The organism is Acetobacter sp. DsW_063 (assembly GCF_002153745.1).
Classification (GTDB): Bacteria; Pseudomonadota; Alphaproteobacteria; order Acetobacterales; family Acetobacteraceae; genus Acetobacter.
In genome coordinates this window covers 39,671-64,162 of the sequence record NZ_JOPL01000005.1, presented here as the reverse complement: position 1 = coordinate 64,162, position 24,492 = coordinate 39,671, and the positions used below count along the sequence as shown (strand labels likewise).

The following is a 24,492-nucleotide window of genomic DNA, read 5'->3' as shown; positions in this document are numbered from 1 at the left end:
GCCATACCGGAAATCAACCAGCGTCACGCCAGCCACTTACCGACAAGCTCACGCTCCTCCATTCAGTCAGCGCAACCATCATCCAGAACAGCTGCCAATATTTCCAGTTGCGGAAAACGCGGAACGATAAGACGAAAGGCATCCTTTAACTTGTTCAGCCGCACATCATAGGCGCTCTGAACACGATCATTCGCCTGACGAATTACCTCAGCGCTTAATAAGTTCTCATACTCTTGAATGTTTGACGGAAGCTGCCGTTGCATCATGACGCCGCCGTTTTCGTCGCCCTCGCCATTGAACGCGCTGATAAACGCGTCAATAAAAATCGACATATCCAAGACGTTAACAAAGATATCTTCAGAAACAAAAGGGAAATCCCCTCTATTTCTAGAAAATTTCCACAAAAATTCTTCAGCGGATTTGAAGAAATAGTGATAGATTTGCGCATACGACGCGAGGGGCAAATCAGATTTGGCGTTCCCGGCGCTCCTGTCCAACGGAACATATGGCCGCTTGTTCGCCGCGACCATTATAGAATTTCGACGGGAGTTGGAAACAGGTTCATGCGGACATGATCCGTAGAAATATCTTGTTTTAAATATGGATTTTACATGTTGATCCGCTACGCCCCAACTGAAAAATCGGCTGTAAACCGGACCTGCGGTCCGCTTTTTTTGACCTGACGAACCGACAAAGCGCCAGTTGACCGCGACAACATCTTCTCGCGACAACGAATGCCAGTCTAGAAAATCATTTATATTACTGAACATATTTCTATCGAAGCACAGAAATTCGTCCATGTCCAAAAATATGGACCATTCATAATTGAGAACTTCTTTATTCAACATGAGACAATGCGAATAACTCTTTCTTTGGGCGCTATCGCCCTGCGTCACATCCCCATCACACCAGATTATAAGACCCGCATCGCTCAACGCTTTAAGAAGATCATCTGATCCGTCCGTATTGTTATTGCTGTAAATAATTATCTTATCAACGCCAATCGCCCGATAATGAGCGACCCAGTCGAGTATATAAATTCCTTCATTGCGGATCGTAGTCACAACACAGGATTTTTTTACGGGCTGCACGCAGCTTCTTGCCGAAAACCGCAACAGCTCTTCAGTATCCAGCCTGTATTGAGGCAAGCTCGTGCGTGAAATCTCCGACGGCAACGCTTTCAGGTCGTAATACTGACTCTCCACTCTCCCATCCCTGAGCCACGAAGCCAAATCGCCTATATCAGCCGCCAGATCATTTCCGAACAGTTCCGAAATCAATCCCAAAAACGAGGCGTCAACAAGAAGTCTCTGCACAATTTCCCTAAGCAGAGCGTCGCGACAATTATTCAACACGCAGGAGAAAACTGCCCGTTTCTCTATCGGCTCAAGATCCGACAGAAGGAACTCCCTGACAGCTCCGACATCACTTTCCCTAAAATCGAAATCATATCGCGACTCAACGTCAAAGGGCACGCCATGCGTCGAACGATACAGCTCCCAGGCATTGACGTGCTCTCTCGGTTCAATACGACCAACATCGTCCGGTCCATACGCAGGTGCCGCGCAAAGAAACTTTCTACCATCTAAATGTAATATAGAAAAACAATCATCAACATGGCGGGAAATTTTAACTAAATGCCCATAAGACATCCGATCGCAATCGAATATTTTGAATTTTTCACCGCAATCTTTATCATAGATAACGTAAAATCTCCCTATTTTCATAAACCCAATCCCAGGAGATTGCTCTTTTGCCACCAGAGCACCCTGAGAAACAGCTAGAAAATTATCGTTCCCAGTCACAATAATCATCCCAAACCCCTGCTGAAAATTATCGCTCTTTTATCGAATCAATATTTCACCCTGCCATAATAGGCATTCACTGGACGATATTCATCAATAAAAATCAGAACAAATATCACGATATATTATCGGAAATTTTTTAGAAGAATATGAATTTTAAAAACGACAGGCTACGGCGCCTACATCAGCGCCCGCGCTAGACCACGCCTCGTCAACACGAATTTTTTCAAGACAATAGAGAGAAATCCTCTCCATACTTCAGAACAGTCGCGCCACAAAACACCTGTGCCAGCCCCCGGGGAGACATAGCGAATTAGCACAAACGCAATAAGGTGACGCACCTGGCCTTTCAAACCCATACCGATCCGCCAATACCCGCCGCAGCGACAAATACGACGAAGACGCACACACTATTCTCTTCATCCCAAAGAAGGCCATTGAACGACGACGCCGCGACGCCGCTACCCCACCAGGCCGGACGTCACTCCTGAGCAGCCAAGGCTGGGGCGCGCTCCAGAACAGCGGCGAAAAACCCGTCAGTGCCGTTTCTGCCGGGCGACAGCGACAAGACCGGCGAACCCGCCAATACGTCCGGCACATCACGCGCATCGGGGGAGGCTAGACGGAACGTCGGATTGCGAACGAGGAATGCGTCGATCTGGTTCTGGTTTTCAGCATCCAGAATCGAGCAAGTGGCGTAGACCATGCGGCCACCAGGCTTCACCAGAGCCGCCGCACGATCAAGAATCTCGCTCTGCTTTACAGTTAATTCGGCCAGATCAGCCTCTTCCAGCCTTACGCGAGCATCCGGGTTGCGCCGCCACGTCCCCGTCCCCGTGCATGGCGCATCCACCAGCACGCGGTCGAAGCTCGCAGCCCGACGTTTCGCCCACTTGTCGCCCGGAACAAGCAGATGTCTCTCGACATTGTGCACGCCCGCGCGACGCAGGCGGCGTACTGCCCCCTCCAGCCGTGGCTCGGAAACGTCGCACGCCACGATATGCCCCTTGTTCCCCATGGTCATGGCGATGGCCAGCGTCTTGCCGCCAGCGCCAGCGCAATAGTCGAGCACGCGCATGTCCGGCCCGGCGCCGAGCATCGCCACGACAAGCTGGCTGCCTTCGTCCTGAATTTCGACAAGCCCATCCTTGAAAGCGGCGCTGCTCGTAACCGGCAGACGGCCCGGCAGGCGTAGACCCCACCGAGACAGTTCGGTCGGGTCGGCATGCAGCCCGTCTCGCGCCAGCGCCTTGCGCGCGGCCTCCCGATCGCCCCGTAGCGTATTGACGCGTAGGTCGAGCGTCGCCTCCCGCGCCATCGCCGCAAGCTCCGCCTCAAGCGTATCGCCGAATCGCTGCTCCAGATGCGGCAGCAGCCATTCCGGGATCTCAAGCCTTACAGCGCGCGGCGCACCCTCAAGTGGAGCGGCGTCGGGCTGCGTCAGCTTGTCCAACGCGTGACGTTCGTCCGCGCTCAAGGCGCCGGGCGCAAACCGCCCCTCGACGAAGCCCTGGGACAATGCGCCAAGGCTATCCCCCTGTTCCATCCGCCGGACGGCGACGCGCAGACGCGGCGTCGCAGAAGCCCCGACCTGTTCAAGGCGCCAGGCGACACGCCGCCAATGCCGCAGCACGTCCCACACGATCATGGAAATGGCGCGTCTGTCTCCCCCGCCGATAAAGCGACGTTCGCGAAAGAACGCGTTGGCGACGGCGTCCGCCGGACGGCGCGGCGTGGCGTCCATGGCGGTCAAAAGATCAATGGCGGCGGCGAGGCGGGCGGAGGGGGTCATGAATATCCTGAAACAGAAACTGGCGCCGACGCCACAAGCGTCAGGAACGCGGCCAACGCGCGTCCCACAAAATCCGGTTCGTCCGCACGCGCCTCACAAGACGCCGCGCGCGGACGGGCAGATCAGTCGCGCCGATAATTCGGCGCTTCACGTGTGATGGAGACGTCGTGGACGTGGCTCTCACGCAACCCCGCTCCGGTGATCCGGCGGAATCGCGTGCGCGTCTGCAGGTCGCGCAGGTGGGCTGAACCCGTGTAGCCCATGCCCGCCTTCAGGCCGCCGACGAGCTGATGCACCACAGCGCCCATCGCGCCCTTGTAAGCGACCCGCCCCTCGATGCCTTCCGGCACCATCTTGTGGGTGTCCTTGACTTCCTGCTGGAAGTAACGGTCTGCGGATCCGCGCGCCATGGCGCCGAGGCTACCCATACCGCGATAGGATTTGTAGGAACGTCCCTCATAGAGGAACACCTCACCCGGCGCCTCTTCCGTTCCGGCGAGCAGCGACCCCACCATCACCACGTCAGCGCCCGCGCCAATCGCCTTGACCAGATCGCCCGAGTTCCGGACACCGCCGTCGGCGATGGCGGGCGTGTCGCGCCCATGGCAGGCGGCGGCCGTCTCAAGCACCGCAGAGAACTGCGGCACACCGACGCCTGCGACAATGCGGGTCGTGCAGATGGAGCCCGGCCCGATGCCGATTTTCACGCCGTCAGCGCCAACGTCGATCAGGGCTTCGGCGGCCTCCGGCGTCGCGACGTTGCCCGCAATGACCTGAACCGAGCTGTCAACGGACTTGATCCTCTCGACCGCGCGCAGCACGCCCGAGGAGTGACCGTGCGCGGTGTCGACCACCAGCACGTCGACGCCAGCCTCTATCAGCAGGCGCGCACGGCTGAAGCCGTCCTCGCCCACGCCCGTCGCGGCAGCGCAACGTAGGCGGCCGAGGCCGTCCTTGATCGCCAGCGGATGAGCGACCGCCTTGTCCATGTCCTTCACGGTGATGATGCCGACGCAACGGTTGGAATCGTCAACCACCAGCAGCTTTTCGATCCGATGCTTGTGCAGGAGCTGACGCGCAACGGCTGGGTCCGCGCCATGCCGCACCGTAACCAGATTTTCATGCGTCATCAGTTCGGCGACGCGTTGCTTGGGATCAGTCGCGAAGCGCACGTCGCGGTTGGTCAGAACGCCGACCAGGACCTGCGTGCCGGGCTCAACCACCGGCAGGCCGCTGATTCCGTTGCGCGCCATGATCGTCCGCACTTCTGCGAGCGTCTGTTCGGGGCCAACTGTAACCGGGTTGACGACCATGCCGGACTCGAACCGCTTGACGCGGCGGACATGCTCGGCCTGCTCCTCGGGGTCCAGATTCTTATGAATGACGCCAAGGCCGCCTTGCTGCGCCATCGCGATCGCCATGGCCGACTCCGTAACCGTGTCCATCGCGGCGGAGATCAGCGGGATGTTCAGATCGATGGTGCGGGTAAGGCGCGTGCGCGTGTCGGCGTGCGCCGGCAGCACGTCGGAGGCCGCCGGGACGACGAGCACGTCGTCGAACGCCAGCGCTTCGGTGATACGGTCATAGAGTGAGCCGAATTGTGTGCCTCTGGTCGCCATGGCGCGGGAACCCCTCTGAGTGAAGCGGGCGACCCAACTGCATGACAGGCCCAAGCCTGCAGCCCTGTGCGTTCGGAAAATCGACAGCGCAAAATACGCCGCTCGTTTCCGGACGTCTCCTCAAGGGCAGGCCGTGTTGACGGCTCGCCTCGGGTCCCCGACCGTTGGCGCACCCTCATAAGAGCAAGCGGGACGCCTGACAAGCAGAACCATGCGTATGACTGCGTAGCGTAGCCAGAAATGTAAAAGTCCGGATCGAAACAAATAGCAAACTGCAAGAGAGCCGCTTGCGGCGCGCCCCCGGGTGCGAAGCTCAGTCGACGCCGCTTTTATCGCCCGAGCAACTCTCGCGACAGTTCGACATGTCGGTCGGCGTAAACCTGCGAATTCACAACCGTTTTCATCCGCGCTTGCGCATTGGACACCATGCGCGCACGTAGACTTGGGTCGGCGGCGACCTCGTTGATCGCAAGAGTGAGTTCATGCGCATCGCCTGGCTGCACATAACGAACTGCGGTCTCTTCGAAATATTCACGCAGACCGCCGACATCCGTCGCAATGACCGGAAGGCCCATCAACGTCGCCTCCTGAACCACTGTACAACCAGAAGCGTGCAGGTTCGGCAGCAGCGGCACCACGACGATGTCCGCCCAATGGTATTGGGCCAACAACTCCTCGTTGTTCTGCACAGTCACGACCGACGCGCCCGTTGCCCCGACGACCGCGTCGTTGGCCGCCTTCGCCCGCGATATGATCCTCACCTCGCCATGGATGCGACGTCCTGCCGCAACGAGCGTTTTCCAGTCCCTGTGCTCATCGTTGCCGAGAGAGAGGATACGCACGTCGCGCGCAACCTCCCTGAACGGGTGCGAACGCACGGTATCAGCGTTGATGCCGAAGAGAACCACCTCCGTGCGGCGGGACGGAAACATCCGGGCCGCAACGGTGCGGTTGTCCGGAGAATGGAAGGTCAACAGGTCCGCCTTGTTAAGCAGAAACCGATACAGAGCTTTCTGAAGGCTATTACGCCGCGGCCATCGATCCACGAGCCACACCGACTGGGCCAGCAGACGCGGCTTACGTCCGCGCGACAGCAGCAAAACCATCGCCGTGGCAAGACTCTGGGCCTCCGTGTGGGTCCAGACTATGTCCGCCTTCCGTATCCCGTGACGATTGCGCCAGGCGTGCACAAAATCGAACCCGAGAAGCAGCCGCATTGCATAGCGGACCGCCTTGGACGGCAACGGCTCGACCAGATCCTCGGACTGCTCGATGACGACGTCCGGCCCAGCTGCGCGGTAATATCCATAGGCGTATTTCTCGTTGACGCCGATGACCTTGCCCCGGGTCCAGAGGTCGTGCCAAACCCGCGCCCCGTAACCGTAACTCAGTTGGACAAAAACCTGCATCGCGCTCTCGATCATCTCCCACGCGCCACGCCGGCCGCGCCGTAAGGTCGCACATAGGTAATGTCGAAAGGTCAAAAAAAATCAATAGCGCCAATAATTGGACTTGCGTTCGATGGCCTCCGGATTTTTCCGCGAGATTAAAACCTCGCGCTATGTCACATTACCGATCATCGACCCTGAACGACGACGATAAAATAAAAGCAGCGACAAAAACGATGACCCAGGGCGCGAGCCCGGAACGGGGCGGAGATTTCAGAGTGACGAAACTCTTTCACGATCGGAACCGCAGCAACGAACCGACGCTGCCGCCTGACCGGCCCGACGCCTTGATTGGCGTCGTTCTCGCATCTGCGCTCGACACCGCCGCCGACGCAAATCCGGCGCGCCAGCGCGACCGTGAACAGGCTATCGTGGACCTTTGCCAGACCGCGCATTTCCGGCCTGTTGGACTTACCGGACCGTTCATTTTGCACCTTTCCGTCAGCGGCCATCAGGGACTGGTCTTCGACGTCCGCAGCGAGGAAGATCAACCGCTACACGCACAGCTCATATCCCTGACGCCGTTCGGTCGGCTTCTCAAGGATTACGCGCTGATGATCGACAGCTTCGAAGCCGCCATGGAAGAAGGCAATCGCAGCAAGGTGCAGGCGATCGACATGGGGCGCCGCGGTATCCATGACGAAGCCGCCGATCTTCTGATGGAGCGCCTCGACGGGAAAATCGCCATGGACCGACCCACCGCCCGGCGGCTTTTCACGCTGATCTGCCTGTTGACGCAGCGCGGCTGATTTCCACGTTCGGCCTGGAACGGTCGGAACGCCACGCCAGTGGTTCCTGGACCTGATGGCTGCGCAGACCGGGCTGGATCGAGCTACGCCAATTCGCTAGAGCATCGTCCAATCGGACGGAAACGTCTGACAAGACAACGATATTCGTCAAAACAACAGTTTTAAGGCGTTATCTGCGTAGACGGACGAGACTCTGACGCCGCTTTGCCGGTTGCGTCGGCCAGACCTGATCCCGCCGGAGGAGCTTATGACAGTGCAACGGCCTGAAGGGCTTTCCGATCCGGACAAACAGGAACTCCCGTATGAAGAGGCGCTCCACGACGGTGCCGAGGCCGAGACGCGGGCCTCCGAGGCGGACGCCGAAGACGACGCATGGTTTCCCCTTGTCCTGCGTCTTGGCGGCGGCGCCCGCGCCCTAGTGGTCGGTGGAGGCGCCATAGGCGCTAACAAGACTGCGCTGCTCGTCGCCGCCCGCGCGCATGTCGTCGTCCTGGCGCCTGAACTCTGCCCGGAACTCGCGAGACTGCATCGGGACGGACGCATCGAGCACGTCGCGCAGGCGGTAAGCGAGACCCTGCTGGAATCCCTGCTCCCCGGCGCCCGCGTCGCCTTCGCCGCCACCGATGATCGCAGTGTAAACCGTGCGGTCGCCCGGATCGCCAGCACCGCGAACATACCGGTCTGCGCCGTGGACGACCCGGAGGCGTCAACCTTCATCACGCCCGCCATCGTGCGGCGGGGACCGGTGCAGGTCGCGATCTCCACCTCTGGCGCAGCACCGGTTCTCGCGCGACGTTTGCGCGAAAAGATCGAAGCGATGCTGCCCGGTCGCCTTGACGCGCTCGCGCGCTTCATGCGCGCCCGAAGACCCGAGATGAACGCCATCCATCCCGGAGCGGATACGCGACGGCGTGTCTGGGAAGCTTTTCTCGACGGGCCGGGAGCCGAACAGGCGCTCGCCGGACAGGAAGGCCTCGCCACGCAAACACTGGAGCGACTGGCCCGTGGCCAGGGCGAGCGGATGGGCGAGGTCTGGCTTGTCGGCGCCGGGCCGGGGGACCCGGACATGCTCACCCTCGGCGCACTGCGACTGATGCAGAACGCCGACAGCGTGCTCTACGATCGTCTGCTTCCGCCCGAAATCCTTGAACGCGTGCGACGTGACGCCGAACGAATCTTCGTCGGCAAGGCGCGTAGCGACCATGTGCTGCCGCAGGACCAGATCAACGAGGAACTCGTGCGGCGCGCCCGCGCCGGAGAGCGCGTCCTTCGCCTGAAAGGCGGCGACCCGTTCATCTTCGGACGCGGGGGGGAGGAAGTTGAGGCGCTAATGGCGGCTGGCGTCCCGTTCAGGATCCTGCCCGGCGTGTCGGCTGCGAACGGATGCGCTGCGACCGCCGGCATTCCACTCACCCATCGCGATTGCGCACAGTCCTGCCTGTTTCTAACGGGACACGCCCGCGCCGACGGCGAACTGGATCTGCCATGGGACACAATAGCCCGGCATGGACAGACAGTCGTGATCTACATGGGCCTCGGCGGCCTCGCCTCCCTGTCCGCGCAGTTGCAGACGCACGGCCTGCCCGCAAACTGGCCCGCCGCGCTGGTGGAGAACGGCACACGTCCGGAACAGCGCGTGATCGTCGGCGACCTAGCCACCCTTCCTGCGAAGGCTATTGCGGAAAATGTGAAGAGCCCTGCCCTGATCATCGTCGGTGAGGTCGTGCGCCATCGTGTCATCTCGCCGCGTGGCGAGGGCGATCACGCATCCTGAAACCAGCCGCCCGCGCGCACGACGAGCCACCGCACGCCCCCTTAATCTTTTCCAGGTGGTTAGCTAGAGTATGGCGTCTGCTCCAATGGGGCGGAGCCAGCACCGGAGCACGATTATTTCCGACATGTTTTCCCTCGCCGCCATCACCGCTCTCGCCCAGGTGGTGCTGATCGACGTCACGCTCGCTGGCGATAACGCCATCGTCGTCGGCCTCGCCGTTCGTCGTCTCGCCGCCGAACAACGACGTATCGCGGTCATCGTCGGCGTCGCGGCGGCCGCCATCATTCGACTGGGCCTGGCGCTCATCGCCACGCAGATGCTTGCGGTCATTGGCCTGCGTCTGGCGGGAGGACTGCTGCTGCTATGGGTCTGCTGGCGCATGTACCGCGAATTGCGCGGCCCGGATCATCACACTGACGACGCGGCTCCGGCGCCCGGCGCACTGCGGGCGGCGATATTCCGAATTATCGTCGCCGACCTGTCCATGAGTCTCGACAACGTGCTCGCGGTCGCAGGCGCTGCAGCGGAGCACACCTGGGTGCTCGTCACCGGCCTGGCTTTCTCGGTCCTGCTGATGGCCGTCGCAGCGTCCCTGATAGCGCGCCTGCTCGAACGTTTTCGCTGGATCGCGTGGCTGGGACTGCTGGTCGTGCTCGGCGTGGCCATCGAACTGATTATCCGTGGCGGCAACGACGTCTGGGGCGTGATGCATTGAAGAAATCGTTTCTGCACGCCGGGGTAGCCAGCGCAGTCCTTCTGCCGTCCTGCGCCGGAGCGCCCGACCCCGCTGATCCGCCCGCCTACTCCGCTCCCGCCGCAACGACCCCGCCGACGGCTCCGGCACAGCCTGTCGCTGCCGTGTCGATGAAGCTGACAGATCGTCTGACCGTCTGGCGACAGCTTGTCGCTCCGTCTCCCGGCGAGATTCCCGCGTCGACGTACGCGCAGTTTCTCGCCACCAGACCGATCTGGCCGCGCTGGAAGCTGATCGAAACGCGTTTTCAGAAGGCTCTGGCTGACGAACCCGACGACGGCGTCGCCCGCTCGCTCTGCGCCTCGGCCTCGCTCAACTCCGCCCGCGCCCTCTCGCGGTGTGTCGCCGTGCTGGGCATGACGCCCGCGTTGCGGACAGCCGGACGCGCGGCGTGGCGCGATGCGAACGACGGCGCGCAGGACGCGGCCCTGCTGCGCTCCCTCTTCGCGGCCGATCTGTCCGCGCAGGATAACTGGGCGCGGTTTCAACGCGAGGAAAGATCCGGCCAACTGACGGCGGCGAGCCAGACGGCGCAGCTTCTTCCCGCCGATCTGGCGGCGCTTGCGACCGCGCGGGTCGCCTTCCACCGCAACGATCCCGGCGCGGAAGCGCTGCTCGCCAACGTGCCCGCAGCAAGGCGCAGCGACCCGGTTCTCGCACTCGACCGCCTGCGTTGGCTGCGTAAGGCGGAGCGCATCGACGATGCGCTGGCCCTATGGAAATCCGAAGGCATGACGGCGGAGCGTCGCGCCAGCGAGGCTGGCGCTGCGACGGCCTTCTGGACTGAACGAGACGCCCTCTCCCGTGCGTTGCTGGCGCAGGGTCGCGACGCGGACGCTTTCGCAATCGCCGACGACGGCATGCCTGCGACTGACGTCCACAGCGCTGACGCCGCGTTTCTGAGTGGCTGGATCGCCCTGCGGCGACTCCATGATGCAACGATCGCGACGCAACGCTTCACGAGCGTCGCGCAATCTCGATCCCTGATCGTCCGCAGCGGAGGCTATTACTGGCTCGGCCGCGCGCGTGCGGCGGCGGGCGACGCTGCGGGAAGCGAGGCCGCATGGCGGCAGGCTTCGCAATGGCCGCAGACGTTCTACGGACAGATAGCGATCTCGGCGCTGGCCCATGATGGCGCCACGCTGCTTTCTCCCGGCTCAGTGCCCGCGTCCGTCAAGACGGCCCTGCAGCGGTTCGATGCGTCCGGCGATCCGGTTGCGTCGTCCGTCGCCGTGCGGACAATCGCCAACAGCGATCTGGCGCAGGCCGCGCGCATTCTCGTCGCTTGGGGCGACAAAAGGCACGCGCGCGAATTTCTGACGATGCTGCTCGGGCAGACGACGAACGCGGGTGAGCGCAGCGCTCTGGCCGCTTTCGCGACGCGACTTGGCCTGCAGGACGTTGCCGTCGCCGTGGCGCGACGGGACGGGCGAGAGGGCCTTGCTCTTCCCGCTCTGGGTTGGCCCGCGCCAGTGACGCCGCCGCCCTCCTCCCTTCCCCCCGGTTTCGCGCTGGGCTTGATGCGGCAGGAAAGCAGCTTCGACCCCGAAATCGCCAGCGGGTCAGGGGCTATCGGCCTCATGCAGCTTCTGCCCGGCACGGCGCGCGACATGGCGCGGCTTGTCGCACGCAATGGCGGCGGTTCAATCGCCGTCGATGGCGGCACGTTGCGCGATCCATCGATCAATATGCAGCTTGGCACGACCTATCTCGGGCAGATCTACGACAAGTTCGGCGGGGTCGCGCCTTACGCCGCCGCTGGTTACAACGCCGGTCCGCATCGCGTCAGCCAGTGGCTGGAATCGGCCGGAGACCCCGCGCGAACGGGCGGCGATCAGGACGCGATGCTCGACTGGATCGAGACCATTCCTTATGCGGAAACGCGCGGCTACGTCATGCGCGTGTGGGAGAACATGACGATATACGCCGTCAAGAACCCGTCATGAAATCGCCGCGCAAGACACGGGCCGCTCGGGAAGCGGCCATGGTGGATGCTGACGTTCATACCGATACTGCGCCGGAAAGCGCGACATCGCGTTTAGGCCAGCGACCACCCGGGCGTCCTTCCGGCCACGACGAGGATGGCGCCCTCGACCAGGCTCCTGAGGACGTCCCACCGGTCGCATATCCTCCCGGACGTCCGAGCGCCGAGGGTGCATCCCCCGCGATGGCCCAGTGGTTCGCGTTGAAGTCTGAAAACCCCGACATGCTGCTGTTCTTTCGCATGGGGGATTTCTACGAACTGTTCTTCGACGATGCGGCGGCGGCGGCGGCGGCCCTCGATATCGCGCTAACTGCGCGCGGTTCTCACGCAGGCGCCCCCATCCCCATGTGCGGCGTGCCTGTGGGCGCGGCGCCCGCCTACCTGTCCCGGCTGATCCGGCGCGGCTTTCGCGTCGCCATCGCCGAACAGACGGCGGAAGCGCCAAAAGCCCGCGCGGGCAAAGCCCCTGCCCAGAAAGGCCCGCTGCCCCGCGCCGTCGTCCGTCTGGTGACCCCCGGCACGCTGACGGAAGACGAACTTCTGGAGGCGGGGCGCTCGAACCTGCTGGTCTCGCTTGCGACCGTCGCCGGGCGTAAAGGCACCGCCACGTCCCAGTGGGGTTCGGCATGGATCGACATTTCAACAGGCCAGTTCGAAACCGCCTCATGCGAGGCCGCCGATCTGGAGCATCTTCTCGCCCGGCTTGACCCGGCGGAAATCCTCGCCCCGACTGATCTCTCCCTTGGCGATTACGAAGCGCGCCGCGCGAGCGCGTTCCCCGCTCCCGCCGCCCACACCGCGCGGGCGCGGCTTGCTGAAGCCTTCGGCGTAGCAAGCCTCGACGCCTTCGGAACGTTTGGAGACGCCGAAGCCGCCGCCGCGATGGCCGCCGTGGATTATATTCGCCGCTCGCAGGCGGGCGCCCTGCCCCGCCTCGGCCACCCTGTTCCACAGTCTGAACGCGGCTCGCTCGGCCTCGACCCGGCGACACGCGCCAGCCTCGACCTGCTGCGCGCACGCGACGGCGGGCAGGAGCATACGCTCTTCGCGGCAGTCGATCGCACCGTCACCGCGCCGGGCGCCCGCCTTCTCTCGCAGTGGATCGCTTCGCCGCTGACCGATGTCCCGTCGATATCCGCCCGGCAGGAATGCTGGGACTGGATGCGCCACGCGACAGGCAAGCCCGAAGCATTTCGCACCGTCCTGCGCGGCGCGCCCGATATCGACCGCGCGCTTGGCCGCCTTTCTGTGGGGCGCGGACAGCCACGTGATCTGGCCGCCCTGCGCGACGGAGTCCGGGCCGCACATGAGGCGGCCGCCTTGACGCCGGAAGGCAAGCACGCAGGCAAGACACTTCCGCCGCTTCTGGCCGAAGCGTTCGAGGCGATGCGCGGATGCGTCGCGTTGTTCGACCGGTTCGAAGCCGCGCTGTCGGACGAACTGCCCGCACGGATCGACGACGGAGGTTTCATCGTCACCGGGTTTGACGGAGAGCTGGACGCTCATCGCAGCCTGCGCGACGACTCACGGCGCATCATCCTGTCGTTGCAAAACGAGTATGCGCAAAGTTTCGGCGTCGCCAGCCTGAAAATCCGTCACCACGCCCAACTGGGCTACGTCATCGAGGCGCCCACCGCTGCAGCTGCGAAGCTGCGCGACGTGCCGGAACTCTCCTTCCGGCAAGGCACAGCAAGCGCCGCACGGTTCTCAACAGCAGAACTGGCCGACCTGGACTCCCGCATCTCCGAAGCCGCCGAGCGCGCCGCCGCACGGGAGCGGCAGATTTTCGCCGCCCTGACGCAGGAGGCGCTGACCGATCCGGGCCTGCCCGCCCTCGCCGCAGCACTCGCCCTGCTCGACGTCGTTCAGTCCTGCGCCAGCCTCGCTGCTGGCGGCGCATGGAGCCGGGCCAAGGTCGAGGACGGAGAGGCGTTCGAACTCGAAGCCTGTCGCCATCCGGTGGTGGAAGCGGCGCTGGGTTCCGGCGTCCGTTTTACGGCCAACGCGTGCTCCCTTGCTCCGGAACGCCGCGTCATGCTGCTCACCGGCCCGAACATGGCGGGCAAGTCGACCTTTCTGCGCCAGACCGCGCTCGCGGTCATACTGGCGCAAGCCGGATTGCCCGTTCCCGCGAAATCGGCGCGGATCGGCGTCGTCGATCGTCTGTTCTCGCGCGTCGGCGCCGCCGACGATCTTGCGCGCGGACGATCGACCTTCATGGTCGAAATGACCGAGACAGCGGCGATTCTGAATCAGGCGGGTCCACGCTCTCTGGTCGTGGTGGACGAAATCGGACGCGGCACCTCCACGCTGGATGGCCTGTCCATCGCCTGGGCGGTGCTGGAGGCCATGCATTCCACGCTGCGCTGCCGTGCCATTTTCGCGACGCATTTCCACGAACTGGCCCAGCTCGCGGAGACCCTTCCGCGCCTTTCCCCGCACACCATGGCCGTGCGCGACTGGAAAGGAAATGTCGTGTTCCAGCATGAAGTCGTGGCGGGAACCGCCCGTAAAAGCTGGGGCGTCCACGTCGCGAAACTGGCCGGCGTGCCCGGTCCCGTGGTCGATCGCGCGGCCCGGCTGCTGCGTGAACTGGAGCAGGATCACTCCGTCGGGCAGCGTCCCCTGCCTCTGTTCGAAGACCTTTCGCCGCCGCCGACGCCAGCCTCGGCCAGTTGCGAGGACGACGACGACAGGGCAGATGAAGTCCTCGCGTTGCTGTCGCGGATGGACCCGGATTCCATGAGTCCGCGGGAAGCGCTGGACGCTTTATACGAGATCAAGAAAGCAATACTTGAAGCCAAGGGCCATTTGACCCGAGGATAACTTTCCACCGTGCGCACCGGGCATTCGCCCACCCCCGCCGATAGCCCGAGACCGATCCCACCTTGACGTCGACCTCCCTGAGCGATCCGTTCCCAGTCGCCGACATTGCGTCGGCCGCCCGCGACACGCTGACCCCGCAAAGCTTCGCCGCTGGCCTAGCCTCGGCATTGCGCGAGGCCGCGCCCGGCGAACAGGCGACGCCCGGCCGCGAAGCCGCGCTGGCGATCTTCCGCCGCCATCTCGGCCGCTATCAGGCCGAGATCCGAACACGGTTCGAAAATCGGGAAATCAAAGGTGTGCCTGCCGCGAAACAACTCGCGGCGTACGCCGACGAACTGGTGCGTGCGCTCGCACGCTTCGCCAGCGAAACACTTGCGCCTAACGACGACCTGCTGGGGCAGATCGCCATCACAGCCACCGGCGGCTACGGCAAGCGTCTGCTTGCGCCGTTCAGCGATATCGACCTTCTGTTCCTTACTCCCGAAGCGCCGTCGCCTGAAGTGCTCGCGCTGGTGGAATACGTCCTCTACTTCCTGTGGGATCTCGGCCTGAAAGTCGGGCACGCCACACGGTCGATCCAGCAATGCATTGAACAGGCCGAAGCCGACACCACCGTCCGCACCGCCCTGCTCGACGCACGCCTGCTGATCGGCAATCCCACGCTGTTCGCGATGTTCGAAGCCCGCTTCATCGTGGCCTGCGTCGAGGCCGGGTCCGCCCGTTTCGTCGCCGACAAGCGAGCGGAACGCACCGAACGCCACCGCCGGTTCGGCGACAGCCCCTACATGGTCGAACCGAACATCAAGGAAGGTCGCGGCGGACTGCGCGACATGCAGACGCTGTACTGGATGTGCCGGTACAGCTTCGGCACGCGACACGTCTCCGACCTGCTGGCCCCGGACTTCACGCGTCTCGGCCTGCTGACGGAACAGGAAGCCGCCCGCGCACGCCGGTCGTGGGACTTCCTTTGGACCGTGCGTCTGCACCTGCACTACGTCGCCGGGCGCGCCGAAGACCGCCTGACTTTCGACATGCAGCCCGTCGTCGGCGGGCGAATGGGATACACGCGCCACGGCCGCCAGAACGGCGTCGAGCGCTTCATGCGCCACTATTTCCTGACCGCGCGCGAGGTCATGCGCCTGACCCACGTGCTGGAGCCGACGGTCATGCGTCTGTCGCTCGGCCCCGCCGCCAACACCATGAAGGCGGACGAGGCGATGCGCGACGCCGGGTTCACGCTGCTGGACGGGCAGATCCTGCCCGCGAGAGGCGTGTCCTTCGACGAAGAGCCGATCCGGATGCTCGAACTGCTCGAATGGTCGCGCAACCGGCACATCCCGATCCACCCCCTCGCCCGGCAGCAACTGATCCGTTGGGAGCGCCGCGCCGCGTCGCTGCGCGAAGACGCGCACGCCTCCGAAATCTTTCTTACGCTGCTGTGCGGCGACAGGCCGGACGAGCGCCCGCATCGCGGCCGACGCCCCGGCGCGAAGGACGAAGCGCCGGAACAGCCGGAAAAAAAACAGCTCGACCACGCGCACTGGCTACGCATCCTGAACGAAACCGGGCTGCTCGGCGCGCTGATCCCGGACTGGTCGCGCATCGTAGGCCAGATGCAGTTCGACACGTACCACGTCTTCACCGTGGACGAGCACACGATCGAGGCGATCCGCATCCTCGGCTGCCTCGAACGCGGCAAGATGGCGGACGAAATCTCCGTCGCCTATGACCTTGCGCGCGATATCCAGTCGCGGCGCGCGCTGTATATGGCCGTTCTGCTGCACGACATCGCCAAGGGACGCGGCGGCGACCATTCGGAGCTTGGCTCCGAAGTCGCGCTGGAGCTTTGCCCTAAGCTGGGACTGTCTGGCGAGGAAACCGAAACCGTCTCCTGGCTGGTGCTGCACCATCTGTTGCTGAGCCACACGGCGTTCCAGCGCGATATCGACGACCCGAAAACCATCCTCGACATTGCCGACGTCGTGCAGTCGCCGGAGCGTCTGCGCCTGCTGCTGCTGCTGACCATCGTGGACATGCGCGCCGTAAGCCCACGCGTGTGGAACGCATGGAAAGCGACCCTGCTGCGCGAGTTGTACACGCGCGTCGCAGAAGTGCTGGAAGGCGGTCTGGCGACGCCCGAGCGCGATGCGCGCGTGGCCCACAGCAAGGCGATGCTCGCCGAGCTGATGGAGGAAGACGGCGTCGCACAGCCCGACATCGAGCACTTCCTCGGCCTCGGCTACGCCAGTTACTGGCTGTCTTTCGATCAGGAGACGCAGCTTCGCCACGCCCGTCTGATCCGCGAGGCCGACGCCTGCTCCGCCCCCTTCGTCATCGAGACGCAGCCGCTGCCCGCCCGCGGCGTGACGGAAGTGACGATCCACACCGAAGACCATCCCGGCCTGTTCTCACAGATCGCGGGCGCGATGGCGCTGGCGGGCGCGTCCATCGTCGATGCGCGTATTCATACGCTGACTAACGGCATGGCGCTCGACACGTTGTGGATTCAGGACGCGTCGGGAGAGGCGTTCGACAAGCCGGAGCGTCTGGCGAAGCTATCGCACAGCGTGGAGCGCGCATTGCGCGGCGATCTGGACATCCGCGCCGCCATCGCTGAGTCCGCGCCCGCGCAGATGCATATGCGAACCCGCGCCATCCATGTGCCACCGCGCGTGGTGATCGATAACCGAGCTTCGAACTCCTACACCGTTATCGAGATCAACGGGCGCGATCGCCCCGGCTTGCTGTTCGACGTCACTGGTGCGCTGAATGAACAAAAATTGCAGATCGCGTCAGCGCATATCACGACCTACGGCGTGCGCGCGGTCGACGTGTTCTACGTCAAGGACCTGTCGGGCATGAAGGTCACGGACGAACGGCGCCTGCACGATATCCGCGAGCGGCTGCTGACGGGACTGCGGCATGTGGAGGCGAAGCTGACCACGGGGTATGCGGCTTATGATATGGTTAGGGCGATGCAGGCTTGATCCGGAAAAGAAATATTAATTATTACCATTTTATATATTTTTCCATAATTTTTTCTGAGTATCATAACGTTACATTATAGCAGGATTTTCACATGTCAGTGTCATCTATTCCTATACGCCACCTATTGAACCGGGTAGCGCAGGGTGAAATACAAATCCCCGCATTTCAGAGAGAGTTTGTGTGGGAACCCGATAGAGTTCAGTTTCTTATGGACAGTATTTACAAAGGCTTCCCTATAGGGACGTTGTTATTTTGGAGGACACGGGAGAAACTTCAGGCCGATAGAGACTTGGGCCCTTACACGCTCCCTGAACCCAAAGATCAGTATCCGATCGACTATGTATTAGACGGACAACAGCGCCTAACTTCCATTTTCAGCGTGTTTCAAACTGAGATAAGTCAGTCACCGAACCCAAAAATTGAATGGGTGGACGTATATTTTGATTTAAATGCACACGAAGATGCCCAAGACAGCCAATTCATCGCACTAAAGCCCGAAGACGTAAATCAGAATTGCCATTTTCCATTAAAAATTCTGTTCAACGTTGCCGCTTATGGCGCACATGTGCGCAAATTAAGTGAAGATCAAGCCGCAATCATTGATGATTTACAAAACCGATTTAAAGAGGCTCAAATACCCGTAGAGACCATAGAAACAAATGACCATTCAAAAATAGCAATCGTATTCGAACGTGTTAACCGTGGTGGTGTGCCGCTAGATACCTACCAGCTTCTTGCCGCGTGGACATGGAGCGGAGACTTTGACTTAAGAAGCAAATTCGACGACCTGTCTTCCGAGATTGACGGCGAGGGTTACGCTGAATTAGCCAGCGATCCTGATTTGCTGCTTAAATGCGCTGCAGCGGTTATCGCCGATGAAAGCACCGCACACGCAGTGGTTGCGCTAAAAGGTAGCGATGTACGCGATAAATTTTCAAATCTTACCCTAGGCATAAAGGGAGCAGTCGAATTTCTTAAAAAACAATGTGGTGTAGCCTCCCTAAAAGTTCTTCCTTATAGGACTATGCTCATACCGCTAGTTCGTTTCTTTTCTACCGACAATGAAAACGGTTTTCATCCATCGGGGAATCAGCTTTCGACACTAAGAGCATGGTTCTGGATTAGTTGTTTTTCTCGGCGATATTCAAACAGCGTCGACACAGCGTTAACGACCGATATTCGAGCAATGATAAAGCTTAGGGAAAGTGGGGATCCTTCCCTATTTAACCTAACCACCCCCAAAATAGAATTTACTTTTTTTGTAGAGAATGTATTTTCACTAACATCAGTTAACACGAAGACCTTTATTCTTCTTTTATCTCAGTGCAAGCCAAGATCCTTTCTGTCTGGAGCCTCGGTTGATATAGAAACAGCTCTTCTGTCTTGCAACAGAACAGAGTTTCATCATATTTTCCCGAAAAATTATTTACAAAATCAGTTAGGCATCAAAGGAAGAGATCTGCAGTTTTGCCTAGCCAATTTTGCTTTTTTATCACAGACAGATAACAGGAAAATAAAAAACAAGGCCCCAAGCGTCTACCAACGTGATATTCCTCAAGCAGATAGAGACGACATTCTATCTAGAGCACTAATCCCCCCCGACTCCCTTGAAGGTGCATATGCTGAATTTTGTGAACAGCGGGGAAGATTACTTGCACAAAAGGCTCGTGATTTATGTCAGCTATAAAGACCGCAAGGATCTCTATAAAACATAAATTACGTGAAAATTGTTCTACATAGATCAATAATCACAAGAAACCCGAGCCCCCACAAACCGGGGCTCGCCCGGCGTGTACATATACACCGTCAGCGCCTGCCCGCCGGTCTCGTAATAATGCCGGTTCAGGAGGTTGCTGGCGTAGACCGTCGCCTGCCAGTGCCCGGACGCCGGGCGGAACGTGGCGTGCGCGCCCAAAAGGAAATACGGCGGCAAACGATAAAAGCCCGTGCCGCCCGGCGTCATCGCCTGACTGCCGCGATAGGACCAGTCCGGGCCAAACTCCAGCGCGTAATCGCGGGTCAGTTGCTGCCGCCATTCCGCCGAGCCGTTCAGGGTCAGCTTCGGCTGCCCCATGTCCACGCCTGAAAAATTGTCGTTGATAGCCTTCCACACGCCGTATTTCTTGTAATAGGCGTTGGTGGCGGCGCGGTTGGTCGTCGGGAAGTTCTGGAACGTTCCCCGCTGCCAGCCGATATTCTGCGTGATGAACAGTTGCGGCAGAGGCCGCGCCTCGATCGTCGCCTCGAACCCCCAGCTTTCGGATTTCGGTGCGTTGGTGATCTCGCTCAGCGGCCCGTAATCCGGGATCAGCACCGTGCCCAGAATCTGCTGGTTGTGATAATCGTTGTAGAACGCGGCGGCGTTGATACGCAGTTTGTTCGGAATCGGATCGCTCTTGATCCCGACTTCATATGTCAGAACCGTCTCCGGCTTGAACGGGTCGAGCTGCGCCTGAATCTGCGTGTTGTTCGCGGTGAAACCACCGGGTTTGAAGCCCTTGCTCATCTTGTAATAGAGCATGGCGTGGGCTGCGACCTGCCACGACACGCCGACCTGTCCTGCGAACTGGTTAGACGCCGTGTTCTGGCTGTGGAAGTTCAGCGTGCTTCCGCCTGCGCCATAGATGACGGATTGCAGACCGGTGACGCCCCGGTCGTCCAGCGCATGCAGCAACCCGGCCCAGATTTTCACGCCGTGCGGCAGGCGATAGCTGACATTGCCGAACTCCGACGTGCTTTCCTGATTGATGCCGAAACTGGTGCCGGACATGTAGCCGCGCGCCGAATAGTCGGTGTAATCGAAGAAGAATTCCTGATTCATCCGACTGCGCTGATAGATCGCGCCGACCACCCATTGCAGCCGGTCTTCAGGGTGGGAAGATTGCAGGCGCGCTTCCTGCGTGAACGTGTTGGCGTCGATATTGCGATAGGCGTCGCCCTCCGCCCGCGTCGTCGCGTCCTGATCGGTGTATTCGCCCTCGCGCTCGGTCTCGAACGCGCTGATGGTTGTCAGGGTGACGGGGCCGAAATCGTGGACGATATGCAGATCCGCGCCCCAGAACTGGTCATGCTCGCTGGGCTTCAGGCTGGCGCTGCGCCCGATCAGCTTGGCGAAGGCGGGGCGGATGTCCCATTCCGACTGTTTCCAGCCAACGTTCGGCAGGGAGCCGGAGCCGAGCAGGCGATCGATCGGGATCGCGCCGACGACCTGGCTGTCGTCTTGCGTGAAGTGACCAGACAGGGTGACGGTCGTATGGCTGTCGGGTTTCCATTGCAGCTTGCCGCGCAACGCCCACATATCGGCGTCGCCCAGATGCGCGCCGTTGACCGGGTTCGTCTGCCAGCCGCCGCCGTGCTGCGTCTGGCCAGAAAGGCGGAAGGTCAGCCCCTTGGCGAGCGGCCCGGAGATATAGGCCACGCTGCGGCTGCGGGCATAGGAGGCGATGTCCTCGCTCGCCCCTGCATGCCACGTGCTGGTGGGGTCGGCGGTGCGGAGCATGACCTCCCCGCCCGTGTCGGACAGGCCATGCGTCGTGCCGACCGGACCGGGTGTTACGGTGGCGCTGGCGAGGTCGAACATCATGCCGTTGGTCATGGTGGAATAGATGAACGGCACATCATCGTAATAGGTCAGGACGGGACCGGTGTTGTTCTGCGTGAAGTCGTTGAAGCCGACGCCGCGCAGGTAGAAATTGGTGGAAGCCGTGCCGTTGATGCTCTGGATGGTAAGGTTCGGCGCGACGCGCTCCAGCCCTCGCAGGGTGACGACGCCGCGTTCGATCAGGCGCGCGGCCGTCAGATGCGTGGAGGCGTCTGCTTCCTGCTGCGCTTCGGGGTAGTTGAAGTCGCGGCGCTGCCCTGTGACCTGCACGGCTTCATGCGTGGGTAAGGGGCGGCGGGCTGCCGTGACGGGCTTTACGGCGCGGGCTGACGGTTGCGTCCGTGCGGCGGCGTGGGTCGTGGCTTGGCTTGTAGGCTGCGGGGCTGCGTGGCTACGGGCCGAGTGTTTTTTTACGGCCTGAACGCTGCGAACCCGGGCGTTCGGCGACGCTGCGGGCTGGTTCACTGTGCTCTGAGCCTCGCGGTTCGCCACGCTTTGGGCGGCAGCTTTCGCCACGGTCAGGGGCGCGCCGGCAAAGACCGCCGCAGTCAGAAACAGGATGTGACGCTTCAGGTTTTTGCGGGGTGCTGACGTGACGGAGCGGCGCCGCTCGTCCTCAATGCGATAGGGCGCTGGCGTCACAGTCGTTTATGTCCTTATTCACCGCTCGGAAAAGCGCGTTGCGCGCGCGTGTCGGAGCGGCCTTACACCATATCCGGCGCGCCGTCAGCGGCGCGCCGTCACTATGGCGTCCGGGTGTCGCATCTCTGCCTCGGTCGGATCAGAAATCGACGGTCATGGAGAACTTGAACGTCCTGGGCATGCCTTGCAGCAGGTAGCCGTTGAAGGCGGACGACCAGTAGCTTTTGTTGGCAATATTATCGACGCCGAAGCGCGCCGTGATCGGTTTTTTCCCTGCGAGGAACGTGTAGCGTGCGGCGACGTCGAATGTCGTCCAGACCGGCAGGTGCATGGTGTTGCCGACATTGACCATCTGCTTGCCGGTATTGACCACGCGCCCGACGACTGTCGCGCCTTTCAGGAACGGCAGGTCGTATTCAATGTTGCCATTGATGGTGTAGTTCGGCACGCCGATAGCGGTGTGGCCGTTGTTCGCGCCGTTCGCCGTGCGGCGAAGGTCCGCGTCGGTCAGGGTGAGGCCGCCGTTGAAACGCAGGCCGGGAAGGACCTCGCCGTTCAGCATCAGTTCCATACCGCGATTACGCTGCATGCCGTCGACACGGAAAATATTGTAACCCGTGTTGCCGTAGGCTTCTGTGTAGGAATTAGGCTGCGATATCTGGTAGAATGCGATGGTCGCGGCCAGACGACCGATGTCGTATTTCGCACCAACTTCATACTGCACGCTCTGATACGGCGAGAAGACCTGCCCTTGATTGATCAGGTTCGTGCCGGAGGCCTGCGGCCCTGCGGACAGACCTTCAATACGGTTGAAGTAGATCGCGGTCTGCTTCGTCGGGTGGATGACGAGCCCTACGACCGGCGTAAACGCGTCTTTGTCATAACCTGCGCTCAAACCGCCTTTTTTCGCGTAGTAATAGCTGTTTTCGAGAATGTTCTGATAGCGGAAGCCAGCGGTCAGGGCGATACGGTCATGCCAGAATGTCATCGTGTCCGAGAAGTACAGGCTGTACAGCTTCGTCCAGGCTGATTTCAACGGATCAGAAAGATTGCCACCGACCAGATTCTCTCCGGGTTGGGCTATCTGCTGCGTGGAGTACAGATTGCTGCGCAGGGGCACGGCGTTATTGTAATACATGGCGTAGGCCGTGTTCGCCTGCTCCCAGAGAGCCGAGCCGCCTGCGTTGATCTCATGGTGAATCGGGCCGGTGTCCACATGGGCGCGCACACCGGCCCGGGTGCTTTCGTTTTGCTCCTGATACGGCACGTACATGCTGCCGATCGTGCCTGCGCCCGTCGCTGCGTCCGTGACTGTCAGTGACGAGTAGTTTCCTTTCTCGTTACTACCCAAAGACCCGAAAGCGCCATATACGGTAACGTGCTTACCGAAATCGTGTTCGATGTTCATCATGCCGAACAGATAGTTCAGGTCCGCATATGTCCAGCGCTGGCTGAAATTATGCGACGCCTTGGCCGGGCGCGGAACCGACGTCACGCCGGAACCGAGAAACACACCTCCCCTGCCCCACTGCACGTTCTGGTTCTGGAACGCCATATCGAGCGTTATGCGGGTCGCGTCGTCATGCCAGTCAAAATCGCCACCAACGACAGCGTCATGCCGATGTTCGTGATCGATGGAGGTCTGGCCGTCCATGCCTGCGGCGTTCAGGCGAAAACCGTACGCCTTGTCCGCACCGAACCTGCGGCCGAAATCGACCGCACCGCCGCCCTGCCCGCTGCTGGTGTAATCGGCGGTCAGACGGTTGAGCGGCGCGACTTCAGCGTGTTTGAACATCAGGTTGATGTTGCCGCCGATCGCTGATCCGCTCGGCGCCGCTCCGTTCAGGAACGCGCTGGCGCCGTTGAGAACCTGCACCTGATCGTAAAGCTGCGGGGAGACGAGCTGCCGGGGGATGATGCCGTAGAGGCCGTTCGCCGCTACGTCGTCCCCGTCCACAGGAAAGCCTCGGATGACGAACATTTCGGAGAAATTGCCGTAGCCCATGGTGGTGCGGACCGACGGATCGTTCTGAAGCACCTCGCCCAGTGTCTGTGACTGCTGGTTCAGAATCAGGCTGGAGTTGTAGCTGCGGATATTGAACGGAACGTCGATGCCCTTCTTGTTCCCCAGCGCGCCGAGTTGCCCTCCGCTGCTGACCAGCATGCGGTTGCGTCGTTCAGCCGTCACAAGAATGTTCTCACGAGCCGTCGCAGCAACGCCCGCGCCTGCCGGGCCGCCCACGGGAACTGCCGCAGTCGGGCCGTTGGGGGAAGGCGCGGCGGCAGGGACAACCGGCGTGGGCGCGGACGCCGCCTTCACCACATGCGCCTTCGATCCGACATGACGATGATGCGTAGTGGCGGCCCATGCCTGCGTTGCGCTCGCCCCGGCGAGCAGGAGGCTCGACAGGCAGAGGCGTCTCAGGGTGCTTCGGCTGGACATCGTGGACATGACTCGACGCGCTTTCGGAAAAAGAACCAATCTGCGCGATGCGTTAATAAGAATAACT

General features: G+C 61.4%; 13 protein-coding genes. 7 read left to right on the top strand and 6 right to left on the bottom strand.

The genetic code is table 11. The annotated features are described in order from the left end of the window. Positions 1 to 62: 62 nt before the first annotated feature. The 4 genes from HK28_RS00450 to HK28_RS00435 all read right to left on the bottom strand — a co-directional run bounded on the left by HK28_RS00450 (position 63) and on the right by HK28_RS00435 (position 6,640). Entirely contained in the window at positions 63 to 1,814 is a 1,752-nt protein-coding gene (locus HK28_RS00450) for a glycosyltransferase family 2 protein (RefSeq protein ID WP_086642650.1), read from the bottom strand. A 472-nt stretch (positions 1,815 to 2,286) separates the two neighbouring features. After that, entirely contained in the window at positions 2,287 to 3,597 is a 1,311-nt protein-coding gene (locus tag HK28_RS00445; RefSeq protein WP_086642649.1) for an RsmB/NOP family class I SAM-dependent RNA methyltransferase, read from the bottom strand. A 122-nt stretch (positions 3,598 to 3,719) separates the two neighbouring features. After that, entirely contained in the window at positions 3,720 to 5,216 is a 1,497-nt protein-coding gene (gene guaB / locus HK28_RS00440) for an IMP dehydrogenase (protein WP_026397813.1), read from the bottom strand. 329 nt (positions 5,217 to 5,545) lie between these two features. Beyond that, positions 5,546 to 6,640, bottom strand: coding sequence for a glycosyltransferase family 4 protein (locus HK28_RS00435; protein ID WP_086642648.1), 1,095 nt, complete (start codon positions 6,638 to 6,640; stop codon positions 5,546 to 5,548). Positions 6,641 to 6,882: 242 nt separating this feature from the next. Between HK28_RS00435 and HK28_RS00430 the strand changes: the two genes are divergently transcribed. The 7 genes from HK28_RS00430 to HK28_RS00400 all read left to right on the top strand — a co-directional run bounded on the left by HK28_RS00430 (position 6,883) and on the right by HK28_RS00400 (position 19,426). Further along, positions 6,883 to 7,413, top strand: a complete 531-nt coding sequence (locus HK28_RS00430; protein ID WP_086642799.1) for a UPF0262 family protein — start codon at positions 6,883 to 6,885, stop codon at positions 7,411 to 7,413. Between the two features lie 247 nt (positions 7,414 to 7,660). Next, on the top strand, positions 7,661 to 9,187 hold the full coding sequence (cysG, locus tag HK28_RS00425) for a siroheme synthase CysG (RefSeq protein ID WP_086642647.1): 1,527 nt from the start codon (positions 7,661 to 7,663) through the stop codon (positions 9,185 to 9,187). Between the two features lie 124 nt (positions 9,188 to 9,311). Beyond that, positions 9,312 to 9,902, top strand: coding sequence for a YjbE family putative metal transport protein (locus tag HK28_RS00420; protein ID WP_086642646.1), 591 nt, complete (start codon positions 9,312 to 9,314; stop codon positions 9,900 to 9,902). Beyond that, positions 9,899 to 11,887 carry a lytic transglycosylase domain-containing protein gene (locus HK28_RS00415; RefSeq protein ID WP_086642645.1) on the top strand — a complete coding sequence of 663 codons (1,989 nt, stop codon included), beginning with the start codon at positions 9,899 to 9,901 and terminating at the stop codon, positions 11,885 to 11,887. Before HK28_RS00420 ends, HK28_RS00415 begins: the two co-directional genes overlap by 4 nt. A 221-nt stretch (positions 11,888 to 12,108) precedes the next feature. Further along, positions 12,109 to 14,751: a DNA mismatch repair protein MutS gene (gene mutS, locus HK28_RS00410; RefSeq protein ID WP_086642798.1), complete on the top strand. Its 2,643-nt coding sequence runs from the start codon at positions 12,109 to 12,111 to the stop codon at positions 14,749 to 14,751. A 104-nt stretch (positions 14,752 to 14,855) separates the two neighbouring features. Beyond that, complete coding sequence (locus HK28_RS00405; protein ID WP_369823570.1) at positions 14,856 to 17,738, top strand: [protein-PII] uridylyltransferase; 2,883 nt, start codon at positions 14,856 to 14,858, stop codon at positions 17,736 to 17,738. A 92-nt stretch (positions 17,739 to 17,830) separates the two neighbouring features. Further along, positions 17,831 to 19,426 carry a DUF262 domain-containing protein gene (locus HK28_RS00400; RefSeq protein ID WP_086642643.1) on the top strand — a complete coding sequence of 532 codons (1,596 nt, stop codon included), beginning with the start codon at positions 17,831 to 17,833 and terminating at the stop codon, positions 19,424 to 19,426. A 54-nt stretch (positions 19,427 to 19,480) separates the two neighbouring features. Here HK28_RS00400 and HK28_RS00395 read toward each other — a convergent pair whose 3' ends face one another. Both HK28_RS00395 and HK28_RS00390 read right to left on the bottom strand, forming a co-directional pair. Continuing rightward, positions 19,481 to 21,805 carry a TonB-dependent receptor gene (locus tag HK28_RS00395; protein ID WP_369823569.1) on the bottom strand — a complete coding sequence of 775 codons (2,325 nt, stop codon included), beginning with the start codon at positions 21,803 to 21,805 and terminating at the stop codon, positions 19,481 to 19,483. 316 nt (positions 21,806 to 22,121) lie between these two features. Continuing rightward, entirely contained in the window at positions 22,122 to 24,425 is a 2,304-nt protein-coding gene (locus HK28_RS00390) for a TonB-dependent siderophore receptor (protein ID WP_086642797.1), read from the bottom strand. Between the last annotated feature and the right edge of the window lie 67 nt (positions 24,426 to 24,492).

What these genes read in the sequence shown, in the direction of transcription:
- guaB (WP_026397813.1), bottom strand. Translation starts at nt 5,216, where the DNA reads ATGGCGACCAGAGGCACACAATTCGGCTCACTCTATGACCGTATCACC.
- HK28_RS00450 (WP_086642650.1), bottom strand. Translation starts at nt 1,814, where the DNA reads ATGATTATTGTGACTGGGAACGATAATTTTCTAGCTGTTTCTCAGGGT.
- cysG (WP_086642647.1), top strand. Translation starts at nt 7,661, where the DNA reads ATGACAGTGCAACGGCCTGAAGGGCTTTCCGATCCGGACAAACAGGAA.
- HK28_RS00390 (WP_086642797.1), bottom strand. Translation starts at nt 24,425, where the DNA reads ATGTCCAGCCGAAGCACCCTGAGACGCCTCTGCCTGTCGAGCCTCCTG.
- HK28_RS00400 (WP_086642643.1), top strand. Translation starts at nt 17,831, where the DNA reads ATGTCAGTGTCATCTATTCCTATACGCCACCTATTGAACCGGGTAGCG.
- HK28_RS00445 (WP_086642649.1), bottom strand. Translation starts at nt 3,597, where the DNA reads ATGACCCCCTCCGCCCGCCTCGCCGCCGCCATTGATCTTTTGACCGCC.
- HK28_RS00420 (WP_086642646.1), top strand. Translation starts at nt 9,312, where the DNA reads ATGTTTTCCCTCGCCGCCATCACCGCTCTCGCCCAGGTGGTGCTGATC.
- mutS (WP_086642798.1), top strand. Translation starts at nt 12,109, where the DNA reads ATGGCCCAGTGGTTCGCGTTGAAGTCTGAAAACCCCGACATGCTGCTG.
- HK28_RS00435 (WP_086642648.1), bottom strand. Translation starts at nt 6,640, where the DNA reads ATGATCGAGAGCGCGATGCAGGTTTTTGTCCAACTGAGTTACGGTTAC.